Origin of the sequence: Oceanimonas sp. GK1 (genome assembly GCF_000243075.1) — a bacterium.
Taxonomy (GTDB): Bacteria; Pseudomonadota; Gammaproteobacteria; order Enterobacterales; family Aeromonadaceae; genus Oceanimonas.
On record NC_016745.1, the window covers coordinates 534,161 to 549,107 of the forward strand.

Genomic DNA, 14,947 nt, shown 5'->3' on the forward strand with positions numbered 1-14,947 from the left:
GGCCAGTGGGCTGGGTATTATCGTGCGATTGGTCGGGGAGCCGAAAGGCCGAGACGGCAGTGATATGCCGAACCCGTTGAACCTGATCCAGTTAACACTGGCGTAGGGAACCGATGGCCGATGGCCTTGTGGTTTTCACGCCTTACAAGGACCATAAGGACATGCACAGCAGCAAAGCCATTATTCTTTCCATTGCCGGCTCCGACAGCGGCGGCGGCGCCGGTATTCAGGCCGACATCAAGGCCATCTCCGCCACCGGCGGCTACGCCTGCTCGGTGATCACCGCCATTACCGCCCAGAACACGCAGCGGGTGACCGCCGTGCACCCGGTACCCCAGGAGATCATTCGTGCCCAGCTCGACGCCGTGTTCAGCGATCTGCCGGTCATGGCGGTGAAGGTGGGCATGCTGGGGGATACCGACACCATCAATACCGTGGCCGACGCCCTGGAACAATACCGGCCACAACACCTGGTGGTGGATCCGGTGATGGTCAGCGCCAACGGCGACATGCTGCTGGCCCCCGAGGCGGTGGATTGCCTCAAGCAGCGGTTGCTGCCGCTGGCGGACGTGATCACCCCCAACCTGCCGGAAGCCGCCTGCCTGGTGGAACGGCCGGTGCCGGCGTCACTGCGTGAGGTAGAGCCCCTGCTCACCGCCCTTAATGAGCTGGAGTGCCGGGCGGTGCTGCTCAAGGGCGGCTTTCTGCAACAGGAGCCGCGCAGTCCCGACTGGCTGCTGCACCATGGCGAGGTGCGCTGTTTCGACACCCCCAGAGTGATCACCGCCAACACCCACGGCACCGGCTGTACCCTGTCCGGGGTGCTGGCTTCCTACCTGGCGCAGGGCCTGACACTGGAGCTGGCGGTGGCCTCGGCCAAGCACTATATCGAGCGGGCCATCGAGGCCGGTGCTCACTTGAAAATCGGCCAGGGCCGGGGCCCGGTGGAGCACTTTTTCGCCCGCTGATCCCGGCATTAGTGTCCCGGTTTGCTTGCGTCCGGCCGGGGCGGCTTGTAGTATGCGTATCGCTAATAATCAATAAAAAATGGATTAACTTCCTGATAGTTAATCCAATTATGTTCACTGCTATAGTCTGCATTCAGAGTCTCTCCTTTCATCTTCGCCGATCCTGACGCCCCGTTCACGGGCATGAAAAGGAGCCTTGCGTATGCTTGTTGCCGTATTGGCAGGTTTTGTTCTGGCCGCCCTGGTGCCGCTGTTAAGTCCCCGCCTCGGTCGGCATATCGGCGGGTTTCTGGCGGTGTTGCCGGCGGCGCTGTTCGGTTATTTCGCCAGCTTCTGGCCCCGGGTCACCGGCGGTGAAGCGGTGCAGTTTCACTACGACTGGATCCCCAGCCTCAATATCAGCCTGAGCTTTCTGCTGGATGGCCTTGGCCTGATGTTCGCCCTGCTGATCACCGGCATCGGCACCTTCATTCTCATCTACGGCGGCCGCTACCTGGAAGGCAACAAGGACAGGCACAAGCTGCTGATGTACCTGCTGGCCTTTATGAGCGCCATGCTGGGGGTGGTGCTGTGCAGCAACCTGATTGGCCTGTTCGTGTTCTGGGAACTCACCAGCATCACCTCCTACCTGCTGATCGGTTTTAACCACGAGCAGGAAAAGGCCCGCAAGGCGGCGCTGCAGGGACTGTTCGTCACCATGGGCGGTGGCCTGGCACTGATGACCGGGCTGATTATGCTGGGCTGGATGGCCGGCAGTTTTGAGCTGACCGAGGTGTTGACGCAAGGGCCGGCACTGCAGCAGCACCCGCTGTTCCTGCCGATGATGGGCCTGGTGTTGCTGGGCACCTTTACCAAGTCGGCCCAGTTTCCGTTCCATTTCTGGCTGCCCAATGCCATGGCCGCGCCCACCCCGGTGAGCGCCTATCTGCATTCGGCCACCATGGTCAAGGCCGGGGTGTTTCTGATGGCCCGGCTGCAACCGGTGATGGCGGGCAGCGAGGCCTGGCTGCTGACGCTGTCGGCGGTGGGCGCCCTGACCATGACGGTGGGCGCCGTGATGTCGGTGTGCAGCACGGATCTCAAGCGCATTCTGGCCTTTTCCACCATCATGGCCCTGGGCACCCTGACCTTGCTGATTGGCATCGGCACCCCGGTGGCGCTGAAGGCGGCCATGGTGTTCCTGCTGGCCCATGCCCTGTACAAGGGGGCGCTGTTTATGGCCGCCGGCACCCTGGATCACGCCACCGGCACCAAGGACGTGCGCGAGCTGGGCGGACTGCGCCCCCACATGCCGCAGACGGCGCTGTTTTTGTGGGTGGCGGCGCTGTCCCTGGCCGGCATTCCGCCGCTGTTCGGCTTTATCGCCAAGGAGCTGATGTTTGAGGCGGCCCTGGGGGCCAGCGCCCTGTCCACCCTGCTGGTGGTACTGGCGATGATCACCGCCGTGTGCATTGTCGCCGCCAGCGCCCTGGTGGCCATCAAACCCTTCTGGGGTGACCACAAACCCACACCCAAAACGCCCCATGAGGCGCCGGCGGCCATGCGCCTGGGCTTCAGCGTGCTGGCAGTCTTGAGCCTGGTGCTGGGGCTGGTGCCCGGGCTGGCCGAGCCGCTGCTGGCGGCGGCGGTCACCGCCATTAGTGGTGCGCCGGCCGCCGACCTGGATCTGGCGCTGTGGCACGGCATCAATCTGCCGCTGCTGTTCAGCGCGGTGGCACTGGTGGCCGGTGGCTTGCTGTATCGCCGCTGGAACCGGGTGTATCAGCCGCTGGGTAACGCCATTTATCCTCTGGCTTACGGCCCCGAACGGGGTTATGAGCACATGATGGACGGCCTGGTGCGGCTGGCCCGCTGGCAGACAAAGCTGCTGCAGAACGGCTACATGACCAATTACATTCTGACCATACTGATCACCGCCATCGGCCTGCTGGTGTATGCCTTCTGGGCCCACGACGCCTTTGTGTATTCCCTGTCGTTCGAGGGGGTGTATTTCTACGAGGTGATGATTGGCCTGCTGATGCTGGTGGCGGTGGTGTATGCCAGCGCCACCCATCTGCGGCTGGGCTCGGTGGCGGCGGTGGGCGTGCTGGGCTTTGCCATGGCGCTGATCTACGTCTTCTACAGCGCCCCGGATCTGGCCATTACCCAGATGCTGGTGGAAACCTTGACGGTGATCCTGCTGGTGCTGGTGCTGTTCCGCCTGCCCGGTTTTCAGGATTTGTCGAGCCCCGGGATACGCTGGCGTGATGCCGCCGTGGCCGGGACCTTTGGCGTGCTGGTTACCATGATGGTGCTGACCGTCAACCAGTCTTCCCTGGGCGGGGGCATCAGCGACTACCTGGTGGCCAACAGCTACGCCGTGGCCCAGGGCCGCAATATTGTCAACGTGATCCTGGTGGACTACCGGGCCCTGGATACCCTGGGGGAAATTTTCGTACTGGCCCTGGCGGCCATTGGGGTCAGTGCCATGATCCGCTTTCGCTGGGAGGACTACCGATGATGTCCGGCTCTTCGCTGATCCTGCAGACCGCCACCCGTTTTCTGGTGCCGCTGCTGTTTCTGTTTGCGGTGTTTTTGCTGCTGCGCGGCCATAACGAGCCGGGGGGCGGCTTTATTGCCGGCCTGGTGGCGTCGGGGGCCTTTGCCCTGCACCTGTTTGCCTTCGATGCCAGCAGCACCCGCAAGCTGATGGGGGTGGACAGCCAGCTCTTGATGGGCTGTGGCCTGTTGCTGGCGCTGGCGAGCGGCGTGGTGGGCATGGTGCTCAACGGCCAGCCGTTCCTGTCCAGCCAGTGGTGGACCCTGTATGTGCCCGGTATCGGTGAGCTCAAGCTGAGCACGCCGCTGTTTTTCGATATCGGCGTATTCCTGGTGGTGATCGGTGTGGTCACCACCATCATGCTGTCCCTGGCCAAGGTGGAGGAATAAATGGAAAACCTGTTTGCCTTTGTGGTGGGCGGCCTTTATGCCACCGCCCTGTTTATGATGCTCAGGCGCAGCGTGGTCAAACTGCTGATCGGCCTGATTATTCTGTCGAACGCCGCCAACCTGCTGATTTTTACCAGCGGCGGCCTGGTGCGGGGCGCGCCGCCGCTGATTCCGGAAGGGCTTTACCAGCCTGCCGGGGTGATTGCCGATCCGCTGCCGCAGGCGCTGATCCTGACCGCCATCGTGATCAGTTTTGGGGTGCTGGCCTTTGCGGTGGTGCTGATCCACCGGGCTTATGAAGTGATTGGCGCCGACGATGTCAACGAAATGAAGAGCACCGATTCGTGAACGCAGAAGTGATTATTCCCATCCTCATTCCCATGCTGGCCGGCGCCCTGTGTCTGGCCTGCTGGCGCTGGCGGCTGGTACAGCGCTGGATTTCCGTGCTGTCCGGCGCCGGCCTGCTGGCGGCCTCCCTGGTGCTGCTGCATCAGGTGCAGACCCAGGGCATTCAGGTGGCCTACATGGGTGCCTGGCCCGCTCCTTACGGCATTACCCTGGTGGCGGATCTGCTCAGCGCCATCATGGTGGTGGTGACCGGTATCATCGGGCTGGCGGTGGCGGTGTATTCGCTCGCCACCATGTCTCGCAGTCACGAGGCCTTTGGCTACTACCCGCTGTTGCACCTGATGCTGGCGGGGGTGGCCGGGGCCTTTTTGACCGGCGATATCTTCAATCTCTATGTCTGGTTCGAGATATTGCTCATCGCCTCCTTCGGCCTGATGATTCTGGGGGGCGAACGGGCCCAGATGGAGGGGGCGATCAAGTACGTGACCCTCAACCTGATCTCTTCGGCCATGTTCCTCACCGCCGTGGGCCTGCTGTACGGCCATGCCGGCACCCTCAACATGGCGGATCTGGCGGTGAAGCTGAACGGCGCCGAGCAGGCCGGGCTGGTCACGGTGATCGCCATGCTGTTTCTGGTGGCCTTTGGCATCAAGGCGGCGGCGTTTCCGCTGTTCTTCTGGCTGCCGGCGTCCTACCACACGCCGCCGGTGGCCATTTCGGCGGTGTTTGCCGGCCTGCTCACCAAGGTGGGGGTCTATGCCCTGTACCGGGTATTCAGCCTGATCTTCGTGCAGGACACCGGCTTTACCCACGGCACCGTGCTGATGGCCATGGGCATTTTCACCATGGTCACCGGGGTGCTGGGGGCGGCGGCCCAGTTCGAGGTGCGGCGCATTCTGTCCTTTCACATCATCAGTCAGATCGGCTACATGCTGGTGGGGCTGGCGCTGTTCACGCCGCTGGCGGTGGCCGGCGGGGTGTTCTACATCTTTCATCACATTATCGTGAAGACCAACCTGTTCCTGGTGAGCGGGGTCATGTACCGCTACCACGGCAGCTATGATCTGGCGCACCTGGGCGGCCTTTATCGCTCGGCGCCCTGGCTGGCGGCCCTGTTCATGATCCCGGCCATGTCGCTGGCGGGGCTGCCGCCGCTGTCGGGCTTTTTCGCCAAGTTCACGGTGATCAAGGCGGGCGTGCTTGAAGGCCACTGGCTGATGGTGGCGATGGCGCTGATCGTGGGTCTGCTGACCCTGTATTCGATGATCAAGATCTGGGCCGAGGCATTCTGGAAGGGGCTGCCCGAAGACGCCAAGCCCATGCGGGGCCAGCAGGATCCGCACCTTTACGTGTTGTATGCGCCCATCGCCGGACTGGCGCTGATCACCCTGACCATCGGTTTTGGCGCCGAGTGGTTTGTGCAGCTGGCCATGGCCACGGCGGAACAACTGCTGTCGCCGGCGGGTTATATCGACGCCGTACTGGGAGAAAGCCGATGAAAGCCTTTGGATGGAACATGCTGCTGGCCCTGGCCTGGGTGGTGCTGTCGGGCACCTACAGCATCAGCAACCTGGTGGTGGGTATTTTGCTCAGTTACCTGGTGCTGGCCTACGTGGGCCGGGACAAGCCCACCTTCGCCCGTTATTTCGGCAAGGCACCGCGCATCGTCAGTTTTGTACTGTTCTTTATCTGGGATCTGATCAAGTCCAACGCCCGGGTGGCGTACGACGTGCTGACCCCGACCCACCTGATGCGCCCCGGGGTGATCGCCATTCCGCTGGACTTAAAGGACGAGGGCGGCATCACCATCCTCGCCAACCTGATCACCGCCACCCCCGGCTCCCTGACCCTGGACGTGTCGAGCGATCGCAAGGTGCTGTACGTGCACCTGATGTACCTGGAAGACGAGTCCCGCCAGCTGGCGGAATTCAAGGCCCTGGAGGCCCGTGTTATCGATTTGCTGGGGTGAATCCATGTTTGACCTTGTTCTTACTCTGTCGTTTGTATTTCTGAGCCTGGGGCTGGTGCTGGCCACCATTCGGCTGCTGATTGGCCCGACCCTGCCGGACCGGGTGGTGGCACTGGAGGTCATCGCCTCCATGACCATGGGCTTTATTCTGCTGTACAGCGTGGCCTTTGACACCCCGGTGTTGATCGATGTGGTGATCGTGCTGGCGCTCACTTCCTTTATGGCGGCGGTGGGCTTTGCCCGCTACCTGGAGCAGGGAGGCCAGCGCGATGATGACTGAACTCATTACCAGCCTGTTTTTGCTGCTGGGCTCCTTTCTGATGCTATTGGCCGGCATCGGCATTATTCGCATGCCGGATCTGCTGACCCGCATGCACGCCACCAGCAAGGCCGGCGCTCTTGGGGCCGGGCTGATGGCCTGTGGTTTTGCCGTGTATTTTCCCGAGGCCAGCCTGGTGGTGCGGGCGATGGCGGTGGTGGTGTTTGTGATCATGACGGCGCCGGTGGCCGCCCATGTGCTGGCCCGGGCCGGCTATTTCGTGGGCATCAGACTTTGGGAAGGCACGGTCAAGGACGTGATCAAGGAGCGTTACGATCTCAAGACCCACAAGCTGGGCAGTTCCGCCCGCAAGCGGGATGACTGATAAAGCGCTGGCAGCGCCAATGCTGGCGAGCCGGCTGCGCTCCGGCGGGTGGCTTAGGCCACTGCCTTGCGCCAGATAGTCCGTATTTGCTCCGGCAGAGTCATGGGATCAAAGGGTTTGGCGATTACATCCGTCGCGCCCATTTCCTTGTAGGTGGCAATTTCCTGAGGCTGTATTTTGGCGGTCATAAAGGCCACTGGCGTATGGCTGACCGCCGGCTGCCGGCGTAGGGCGGCGAGGGTGGACGGGCCGTCCATGCCCGGCATCATCACGTCCAGCAGTATGATGTCGGGATTAAAAGCGGTAGCACTGGCCACGGCTTGTTCGCCCGACGCACACAGCATCACCTCAAATCCGCCCACCAGCTCCAGCGCCAGTCGGGCGATTTCACGAATGTCTTCGTCGTCTTCCACATAGAGTATGCGCTTGGGCTCGGTGCTCGGTTGCATGTGCAGTCCTTGGTGTCATGGTGTGAGTCAGGCCGGCGTATCCAGCCATTTTGCCGGATCCAGCCCGGCGCGGCGTAGCAGGCGTTCGGCGTCGGGGCCATGCAGTTTCGAGGCTACTCGTAGCCCGGCCAGATGCATGATAAGCAAGGTCTTGCGAGGGGCGTGAGACGGCATCATGTGTACGGCGCCGGCCAGTTCTCGCAGAGGAATGGGTAGGCCCCACTGAATCTTCAGGCGGTTGCCGTAGCGGGGGCCCCACTCGCGCAGCAGGGCGTCGAGGCTGGCTTCGTCGGGCTGGCCGCCCCTATCGACATAGGCTTGCAGGGTGCGCAGCACTGCCAACTCGCCGCAGCGGCTGAGCAGGCCGGCGGCGTGGCAGCTGGCGCCGTCCAGGTTCAGGCTGATGGCCATGGCCCGGGCAATGGCGGCTACCTGCTCGCAATGGGTCTGGTAGTTTCTGGCGCGGGCTTGCAGGGCGGGCGTGCTCAGACTGCCGGTAATGTTCAGCGCCATGGCCATGGCGCAGTTAAGGGCCATGGGTATGCCCAGCAGAGCGATGGCTTCACTCGGCTTTGAGAGCGGCTGGCCGCTGCGCTTGAGGGAAATGTTGTTGGCCAGTTGCAGCAACCGGGCGGTCAGGGCAGTGTGGTTTTTCCACTGGCTGGCCAACTCCACCGCGGTCAGCTCTTCGGCGCGGCCCAGCAGCGGCAGTACCTGATCGGCGGCGAGCTCGCCCGGCAGTTGTAGCCGCTCACTCAGGGCCTGCTCCAGCCATTGCTCCAGGGGCGGTACCGAGGGCCCATTGGCCTGGTTTTGCTGGTGTATTTGGTGCAGCACTGGTTGCAGCCGCTGGTGCAGGGTGGTCACCTCAAAGGGCTTGGCGATAAAGTCGGTAATGCCTTGGTGCAGGGCCAGTCTGACGTGCTCCCGGTCGGAGCGGGCGCTGATGATGATGATGGGGGTATGTTTGTCATCATGGCGAATAAGACGCACCAGCTCGAGCCCGGAGCCGTCGGGCAGGTTCCAGTCGCACAGCGCCAGATCGGCACCCTGCCGTTGCCAGGCGTGACGGGCAGCGGTGAGGGTGGTGGCGTGAGTAACGCGAATGTTCGGGTTCAGCCCGGTGACCACGGTTTCCACCAGATCGGCGATCAGTTCATCGTCTTCAAGCAGCAGTATATTCACTGAAATACCTACTCATTTGATTCCGGAAGACAGAGTTCAGCATAGTCGGTTACGCCATTCCGGCCGCCTCGTTTGCGCTGGTACAGCGCCTCGTCAGCGGCGTTCAGTCCCTGCTCGGCACTGGTGAAGTCGTTGAGCCGGGCCAGGCCCACACTGACGGTGACATGAAACGCCTGCTGCGGCCCGCGAAAGCCGAGGGCGGCAAAGTCCCGGCACAGCTGTTTAAACAAGGCGCGGGCCTGCTCTGGCTCACAGTCGGGCAGTACCGCCACAAACTCCTCGCCGCCGTAGCGGCCCAGGCTGTCGGTATGGCGCAGGCGCCGTTTCAGCAGGTGGGCCAGAGTGCGGATCACCAGATCACCGGTGGCATGGCCGTGGGTGTCGTTGACTTGCTTGAAATGATCCAGATCGAGCATGGCCAGCATGGTGGTATGTCCCAGCCGCCGTACTCGGGCGTGTTCCTGGACCAGTGCCTGCTTGATGTGAGGGTGGTTGAGCAGGCCGGTGAGGCCATCACAGGACAGCAGCTGAGCCAGTTGGCGGGCACGATGGCAGAGAATGCTAACGGTACGGATCAGCCGCTGATCGGAAATGGGTTTGGTGATAAATTCGTCGGCTCCCTGGGCCAGGGCGTTGAGCTGACGGTCCCGATCCTGCTCGGAAGACAGGTAAACGATGGGCAGGCTCAGCCATTGGGGGTCAAAACGAACCATGCGCGCCAGGGTGGTGCCTGACCAGGGCGGCATATGAATGTCCATCAGCAAAATATCGGGACGGAATTCGGCCAGCATTGTCATCAGGGTCTCGGGGCAATTCAGCACCCGTATCTCCATGCCGGCATCGGTCAGAACCAGGCGGTAACGCTCGGCCAGATCCTCGTCGTCATCCAGCAGCAGCACTCGGGCCCTGCCGGTTTCGAGACGCTCCTGGCGCAGCCGTTCGATGCGCGCCACCAGTTCGGGCACGTCCGCCGGCAGGGTAAACAGGCCATCTACCCCCAGCTTGGCCAGTTGGTAACGGCTGGCAAAGTCGGTGCCGGCACCGGCGCATAGCAGGGGCGCCGGCTGGCGGGCGGCTCGGGCAGCCTGTTGCCGGTTCCAGTCAGAGACCGTCTGTAACTGGTCATCGTCGGTGAGAATGATCAGGTTGTGGTGCCAGTCCGCGGCCTGTAAGTGGCCGGCGTCGCTAATCTCACTTAACGCAAAGCCATAATGGTGCAGGGCGCCGGCCAGGGCGCCAAGCCGCTTGCCCAGTACCAGCAATTCGCTGCCGATCGTGGCGGGTGTGGCAGAGGGCTGGGGGTGAGGAATGGGCACCGGCTGCGGGGACGGCTGTAGCAGGCTCACCAGCAGGGTCATATCCTGCCGCGCTTGATCGAGCAGGGCGGCGGCCTCTTCGCCAGCTGTCTCTCCCTGAGCCAGCCGGGCTTTGAGCGCCAGCTCCTGAGCGGCGGCTTGCCGGCCCAGCTCGTTCAGGCCAAAGGTGCCGGACGAACCGGCCAGCCGGTGCTGCAGCTGGTTTACTTCCTCCAGCAGCGGCCGGGGCGGTTGCGCCGGCTGCCAGGTACTGAGCCGTTCCAGCTGTGCCCGTAGCTGGTGCAGGGTTCGCTCGGTAAAGCGTTCCCGCAGCAGCGCAAGCTGTTGTTCCAGCGGCGTGGTGTCGAACATTGGCGGCTCCCGGGAAATTAATTGAAAATGACGCAGAACCTGTTCCGCATGGCCATAGCCAGTATATGTTGATAAGGTTTCTTACGGGACCATTTTGCAGAAAGTGGGTTCCATTTTTCCTCGCCATTGCACAAGGAAAGGGCCGAATGAGATTATCTCTCAAGGGGCGTATCGCCCTGATCATGCTGGCCGGTGCCCTGCTCACCGTGCTCGGCGTGCTGGCCACTGCCTATCACTCACTGGTGGACGATTTTGAACAGCTATACAGTCAGCGTCAGTTCAATGCAACCGTGCGTGCCGCCGAGCAGGTGGAAGAAACCCTGGCGTTGCGGCTGAATACCCTGGAAAGCCTGTCTCCACAGTTGTCAAATGGCACTAACCTGTATCCGGTCACACAGCTGCTGACCAAGCTGGAGCGTCAACCCGCGCTGCGCCGGCTGTTTCCCGATGGCCTCATGGTGTTTGACGCCACCGCCACCGCCATTGCCGAAACCACCCTGGTGCCGGGCCGGCTGGGTACCAATTATGCCGACCGACCCCATTTCAGGAAGCTGATACGCAGCCGTAAGCCGGTGATCAGTCATCCCATTATCGGTCGGACCACCGGCACGCCATTGGTGTCCTTTTTGAGTCCAATTTTGTCCGATGACGGCGACCTGCTGGGCATGTTGGGGGGCGTGCTCAATCTGGCCACCACCTCCATTCTGCCCGAGCAACGACTGAGCGAGGCGCGCCTGGAAGGGGTCAGTTTCAGGATCCTCGATACCAAGAACCGGGTATATGTGTATAACGGCCAGGCTCTGGCGGGCGCGCTGCAGCCGCTGCCGGCACCGGGAGAGGATCCCCTGATTGATGCTGCCCTGACCGGCCAGCACCTGGGCGTGCTCGAGCACAATGGCGAAAAACAATGGGTTTACGCCACCACCCACCTGCAGCAGCTGGGCTGGCTGTTTGTGCGCGCCCTGCCGCACAAGCAGGTGGTGGCGCCGGCCCGGGCCTTTTTTATGCGGTTTGCCGGCATCAGCCTGGTGATCGGCGGAGGACTGTCGCTGATTGCCTTCTGGATGGCCTGGAGCGCCATGCGGCCGCTGGAGGCCATGACCCGGCGTATTCACACCATGGCGTCCCGAGCCGGCAATGAGCAACCGCTGCCGGAAACCGGCGTGCCCGAGCTGGCGCGCCTGGCCCGGGCCTTTAACCGGCTGACCGCCGAGCGGCGGGCCCTGAGTCAGGTAAAGGACGACTTCTTGGCTGTGGTCAGCCATGAGCTGCGTACGCCGCTAACCTCCATCAACGGTGCCCTGCGACTTTTGGATTCCGGCGTATCTGGTTCGCTGTCGGAGAAAACCGGCGAGCTGGTGAGGCTGGCCCTGCGCAACGGTGAGCGGTTGCAGCATCTGATCAACGATCTGCTGGATTTCAGCAAGCTCAGTGCCGGCAAGCTGGAGCTGGCGCCGGTGCCCTGCTGTCTCAATGCCCTCATCGACGAAGCCATCAGCGGTAATGGCCCTATGGCCCAAGAGTATCGAGTGACCTTGCGCAATGGTTACGGTCGTTCCCTGCCGGTGGTGCTGGACCCGCTGCGGATGCGCCAGTTGCTGGATAACCTGATCAGCAATGCCATCAAGTTTTCCCCCGCCGGCGGCCGGGTGACCATATCGGTAGAGCGGACCGGGCCGGACTGGCTGCGGTTGACCGTCAGCGATCAGGGCGACGGCATTCCCGCGGCCTTTGCCGACCGGCTGTTTGATCGCTTCGCCCAGGCCGAGCACGGCACCATGCGTGCGGTCAGCGGCACTGGTCTGGGGCTGGCCATCTGTAAGGAGCTGGTGGAGCTGATGGGGGGACACATCGGTTTTTACAATCAAAGCGGCGCCCACCTGTGGATTGAATTGCCGGCCGAAACCGGCCCAATCGAAGGTAGCCCTTGATGAAAACCCCAGACCTGCCTTTTGATGAGCTACAACGGCTAGAGGCATTGCGGCGTACCGGTCTGCTCGACACGCCACCCGAAGCCCGTTTTGACCGGCTGACCCGCATTGCTCAACAAAGCTTTGGCGTCGATATCGCCCTGGTGTCGCTGGTGGACAGCGAACGCCAGTGGTTCAAGTCGACCCAGGGCCTGGATGCCTGTGAAACTCGCCGAGACATTTCCTTTTGCGGCCACGCCATTCTCGACAGCCGGGTTTTTGTGGTGGAAGACGCGCTGCAGGACGAACGCTTTGCCGATAACCCCCTGGTGACAGCGGCGCCCCATATTCGCTTCTATGCCGGCGCCCCCCTGCACAGCATCGAGGGCTTTCGCATCGGTACCCTGTGCGTGATCGACAGCCGCCCCCGCCGTTTTGACGAGCAGGACGGCGAGCTGTTGCGCAATCTGGCCGATTGTGTGGAAGAGCAGCTCAGCCGGCAGCGGCTGGACGAGTTGCGCAAAAGCCTGGCCGAGAGCGAATACCGGGCCCGGCTGATCATCGAGGGGGCCAATATCGGCACTTGGCAGTGCGACATGCAGACGGGCCAGTGCCGCTTCAACGACCGCTGGGCCGAGATGCTGGGTTGGCGGCTGGACGAGCTGGGTGATACCAATATCGATACTTGGAAAAGCCGGGTACATTCAGAGGATCTGGCGCCGGCCGAGGCCATGCTGGAGCGCCATATTCAAGGGCTGGAGCCGGTCTACGAATGCCGAATAAGAATGCGGCACAAAGACGGCCACTGGGTCTGGGTGCACAGCCGAGGCCGCCTGCTCGATTGCGGTGCCGATGGCAAGCCGGGCATCATCTACGGCACCCATATCGACACCAGTGCCGAGCAAGAGGCGCTGGCCCAGCTGGAGCGGCGCAACCGGGCGCTGGCCATGCTCAACCGCATGGCCTTCAAGCTGACTGGCTCGGTCGACGAGCGGATTACCCAGGCGCTGGCGCTGGGCCGGGAATTTCTGCAGCTGGATGTGGCCATTGCCAGCGAGATCATCGGCGATGTGTATGTGGTGCGCTGGGTGTCGGTGCCCGGCGAGGCCAGCATCGCTCCCGGCCTGCAGTTTAAGGTGGATCAGACCTATTGCCGGCTGATGCTGGCCCAGGACGGGGTGATGGCCATCAACCACATGGGCCGATCGGAGTATTCCGATACTGCCTGTTATCGCACCATGGGGCTGGAGTCCTATATCGCCACCCGGCTGCTGGTGGACGGCGAGCTGTTCGGTACCCTCAACTTTTCTTCCGCCGGCGTGCGGGATACGCCGTTTGACGACACCGACCGCATGTTCCTGGCGCTGATGGCTCGCTGGCTGGGCGACCAGCTCAGCCGCCAGCGTCAGCAGGCCCGGCTCGACAAGCTGGCCACCCAGTTGCCCGGCATGATCTACCAATACCGGCGTTGGCCCGACGGCCGTAGCGCCTTTCCCTACAGCAGTGCCGGCATCGAGCAGGTATACCGGCTCGATGCCGAGGTGGTACGGAACAATGCTGAGGCGGTGTTTGAACGTATTTATCCGCCGGATCTCGAGGCGGTGGCCGAGAGCATTGTCCGTTCCGAACAGGGGCTGTCGGACTGGCATGCCCAGTATCGGGTGCTGCAGGCCGATGGCGGTACGCACTGGGTGGAAGGCCGGGCCAGGCCCGAACGACTGGAAGACGGCAGTACCATCTGGCATGGCTACCTCACCGATATCGAGCACGAGAAACAGGCGGAGCTGGCCCTGGTCGTCAGCGAGCAACGATTGCGGGGGCTGTTTGAGCTGTCGTCCATCGGTATTGCCCTGAGCGATGCCGGCAGTGGTCGCATTCTGGATGTTAACCGGGCCCTGCTGGAAGCCAGCGGTTACGGCAAGACCGAACTGCTGGGCCTGACGCTGCCGGCGCTGACGCCGACGGAGCATCAGCCGCATGATGCTGTCGCTCAGGCCACCCTGAACGAGGCTGGTCGTTATGCCCCCTTTGAAAAGGAACTGCTGCACCGCAGCGGTGCCCGTTTCCCGGTGCGCCAGCAGGGCATGCTGATTAGGGATGCGGGAGGCCGGCAACTGGTGTGGACCCTGATAGAAGATATCACCGAGCTGAAAAAGGTGGAGCGGATGCAAAAGGAATTTGTGTCCACGGTCAGCCACGAGTTGCGCACGCCGCTCACCGCCATCAGTGGCGCCCTTGGCTTGCTGTCACAGGGCGCCATGGGCGAGTTGGCGCCTTCGGCGTTGCGGCTGGTGGCGCTGGCCCATGCCAACAGCCAGCGGCTTAACCTGCTGATCAACGACCTGCTCGACATGGAAAAACTGGTGGCTGGAAAGATGCAGTTTGATGTGCAGCCTCTGGCGTTGCATGAGTTGGTGCAGGACGCCGTGGAAGGCCACCGCCCGCTGGGCGAGAGCAGAGGCGTGAGGCTGACGCTGGGCGCTCAGCTGGACGGGGACCGGGTGCTGGCAGATCGGGATCGGCTGTTTCAGGCGTTGGCCAATTTGCTCTCCAATGCGGTCAAGTTTTCCCCCGACGGCGGCGAGGTGCGCATCAGCACCGAAAGCGCCGGTAACGGCCGAGTGCGGCTCAGAGTACAGGATCAGGGTGAGGGGGTGCCTGAGGCGTTCCGGGGGCGGATTTTCGAGAAATTCGCTCAGGCCGACAGCTCCGACACCCGCAAAAAAGGCGGCACCGGGCTGGGGCTGGCCATTACGCGGGAGCTGATGGAGCGAATGAACGGTGCCGTGGGTTTTGAGTCAACCGAAGGCGAGGGCGCCTGCTTCTGGCTGGATATTCTTGTAGCCAAATACTAATGGAAACCGCCCAGTGGGTGCTGC

13 protein-coding genes and 1 riboswitch are annotated in these 14,947 nt (G+C 62.6%); of the genes, 10 read left to right on the forward strand and 3 right to left on the reverse strand.

Annotated elements, in window-relative coordinates; genetic code table 11:
* Positions 1 to 23: 23 nt before the first annotated feature.
* Positions 24 to 126, forward strand: a riboswitch (TPP riboswitch).
* 35 nt (positions 127 to 161) lie between these two features.
* The 8 genes from thiD to mnhG all read left to right on the forward strand — a co-directional run bounded on the left by thiD (position 162) and on the right by mnhG (position 6,857).
* Positions 162 to 968, forward strand: a complete 807-nt coding sequence (gene thiD, locus GU3_RS02565; RefSeq protein WP_148265838.1) for a bifunctional hydroxymethylpyrimidine kinase/phosphomethylpyrimidine kinase — start codon at positions 162 to 164, stop codon at positions 966 to 968.
* A gap of 202 nt (positions 969 to 1,170) precedes the next feature.
* Positions 1,171 to 3,468, forward strand: coding sequence for a putative monovalent cation/H+ antiporter subunit A (locus GU3_RS02570; RefSeq protein ID WP_014290996.1), 2,298 nt, complete (start codon positions 1,171 to 1,173; stop codon positions 3,466 to 3,468).
* A complete protein-coding gene (locus GU3_RS02575) occupies positions 3,465 to 3,896 on the forward strand; it encodes a Na+/H+ antiporter subunit B (protein ID WP_014290997.1) in 432 nt (143 codons plus the stop codon). The genes GU3_RS02570 and GU3_RS02575 overlap by 4 nt, the downstream gene beginning before the upstream one ends.
* The gene (locus GU3_RS02580; RefSeq protein ID WP_014290998.1) at positions 3,897 to 4,244 is read left to right on the forward strand and encodes a Na+/H+ antiporter subunit C; all 348 of its coding nucleotides are present in this window, start codon (positions 3,897 to 3,899) and stop codon (positions 4,242 to 4,244) included.
* Positions 4,241 to 5,743: a Na+/H+ antiporter subunit D gene (locus tag GU3_RS02585; RefSeq protein ID WP_014290999.1), complete on the forward strand. Its 1,503-nt coding sequence runs from the start codon at positions 4,241 to 4,243 to the stop codon at positions 5,741 to 5,743. The genes GU3_RS02580 and GU3_RS02585 overlap by 4 nt, the downstream gene beginning before the upstream one ends.
* Positions 5,740 to 6,213 carry a Na+/H+ antiporter subunit E gene (locus GU3_RS02590; RefSeq protein WP_014291000.1) on the forward strand — a complete coding sequence of 158 codons (474 nt, stop codon included), beginning with the start codon at positions 5,740 to 5,742 and terminating at the stop codon, positions 6,211 to 6,213. Before GU3_RS02585 ends, GU3_RS02590 begins: the two co-directional genes overlap by 4 nt.
* A 4-nt stretch (positions 6,214 to 6,217) precedes the next feature.
* The gene (locus GU3_RS02595) at positions 6,218 to 6,493 is read left to right on the forward strand and encodes a monovalent cation/H+ antiporter complex subunit F (protein WP_014291001.1); all 276 of its coding nucleotides are present in this window, start codon (positions 6,218 to 6,220) and stop codon (positions 6,491 to 6,493) included.
* Positions 6,483 to 6,857 carry a monovalent cation/H(+) antiporter subunit G gene (mnhG, locus tag GU3_RS02600; RefSeq protein ID WP_014291002.1) on the forward strand — a complete coding sequence of 125 codons (375 nt, stop codon included), beginning with the start codon at positions 6,483 to 6,485 and terminating at the stop codon, positions 6,855 to 6,857. Before GU3_RS02595 ends, mnhG begins: the two co-directional genes overlap by 11 nt.
* A 53-nt stretch (positions 6,858 to 6,910) precedes the next feature.
* On the opposite strand, the gene GU3_RS02605 is transcribed toward mnhG, so the two are convergent.
* Genes GU3_RS02605 through GU3_RS02615 form a run of 3 tightly spaced genes read right to left on the reverse strand, consistent with a single transcriptional unit; the run spans position 6,911 to position 10,158 of the window.
* Positions 6,911 to 7,306 (reverse strand): response regulator, encoded by a 396-nt coding sequence (locus GU3_RS02605; protein WP_014291003.1) that lies wholly within the window; start codon positions 7,304 to 7,306, stop codon positions 6,911 to 6,913.
* 27 nt (positions 7,307 to 7,333) lie between these two features.
* Positions 7,334 to 8,491 (reverse strand): response regulator, encoded by a 1,158-nt coding sequence (locus GU3_RS02610; protein ID WP_014291004.1) that lies wholly within the window; start codon positions 8,489 to 8,491, stop codon positions 7,334 to 7,336.
* Between the two features lie 8 nt (positions 8,492 to 8,499).
* Complete coding sequence (locus GU3_RS02615) at positions 8,500 to 10,158, reverse strand: diguanylate cyclase (protein WP_014291005.1); 1,659 nt, start codon at positions 10,156 to 10,158, stop codon at positions 8,500 to 8,502.
* Between the two features lie 146 nt (positions 10,159 to 10,304).
* Here GU3_RS02615 and GU3_RS02620 point away from each other — a divergent pair, with 146 nt between their 5' ends.
* Together GU3_RS02620 and GU3_RS02625 are read left to right on the forward strand one after the other, a co-directional pair.
* Positions 10,305 to 12,089 (forward strand): ATP-binding protein, encoded by a 1,785-nt coding sequence (locus GU3_RS02620; protein ID WP_014291006.1) that lies wholly within the window; start codon positions 10,305 to 10,307, stop codon positions 12,087 to 12,089.
* Positions 12,089 to 14,923 carry a PAS domain S-box protein gene (locus GU3_RS02625; protein WP_014291007.1) on the forward strand — a complete coding sequence of 945 codons (2,835 nt, stop codon included), beginning with the start codon at positions 12,089 to 12,091 and terminating at the stop codon, positions 14,921 to 14,923. The genes GU3_RS02620 and GU3_RS02625 overlap by 1 nt, the downstream gene beginning before the upstream one ends.
* The last annotated feature ends 24 nt before the right edge of the window (positions 14,924 to 14,947 follow it).

Bases quoted from the DNA above. Each gene is read 5' to 3' on its own strand.
- thiD (WP_148265838.1), top strand. From the start codon at position 162: ATGCACAGCAGCAAAGCCATTATTCTTTCCATTGCCGGCTCCGACAGC.
- GU3_RS02595 (WP_014291001.1), top strand. From the start codon at position 6,218: ATGTTTGACCTTGTTCTTACTCTGTCGTTTGTATTTCTGAGCCTGGGG.
- GU3_RS02625 (WP_014291007.1), top strand. From the start codon at position 12,089: ATGAAAACCCCAGACCTGCCTTTTGATGAGCTACAACGGCTAGAGGCA.
- GU3_RS02580 (WP_014290998.1), top strand. From the start codon at position 3,897: ATGGAAAACCTGTTTGCCTTTGTGGTGGGCGGCCTTTATGCCACCGCC.
- GU3_RS02590 (WP_014291000.1), top strand. From the start codon at position 5,740: ATGAAAGCCTTTGGATGGAACATGCTGCTGGCCCTGGCCTGGGTGGTG.
- GU3_RS02570 (WP_014290996.1), top strand. From the start codon at position 1,171: ATGCTTGTTGCCGTATTGGCAGGTTTTGTTCTGGCCGCCCTGGTGCCG.
- GU3_RS02615 (WP_014291005.1), bottom strand. From the start codon at position 10,158: ATGTTCGACACCACGCCGCTGGAACAACAGCTTGCGCTGCTGCGGGAA.
- GU3_RS02620 (WP_014291006.1), top strand. From the start codon at position 10,305: ATGAGATTATCTCTCAAGGGGCGTATCGCCCTGATCATGCTGGCCGGT.
- mnhG (WP_014291002.1), top strand. From the start codon at position 6,483: ATGATGACTGAACTCATTACCAGCCTGTTTTTGCTGCTGGGCTCCTTT.
- GU3_RS02605 (WP_014291003.1), bottom strand. From the start codon at position 7,306: ATGCAACCGAGCACCGAGCCCAAGCGCATACTCTATGTGGAAGACGAC.
- GU3_RS02575 (WP_014290997.1), top strand. From the start codon at position 3,465: ATGATGTCCGGCTCTTCGCTGATCCTGCAGACCGCCACCCGTTTTCTG.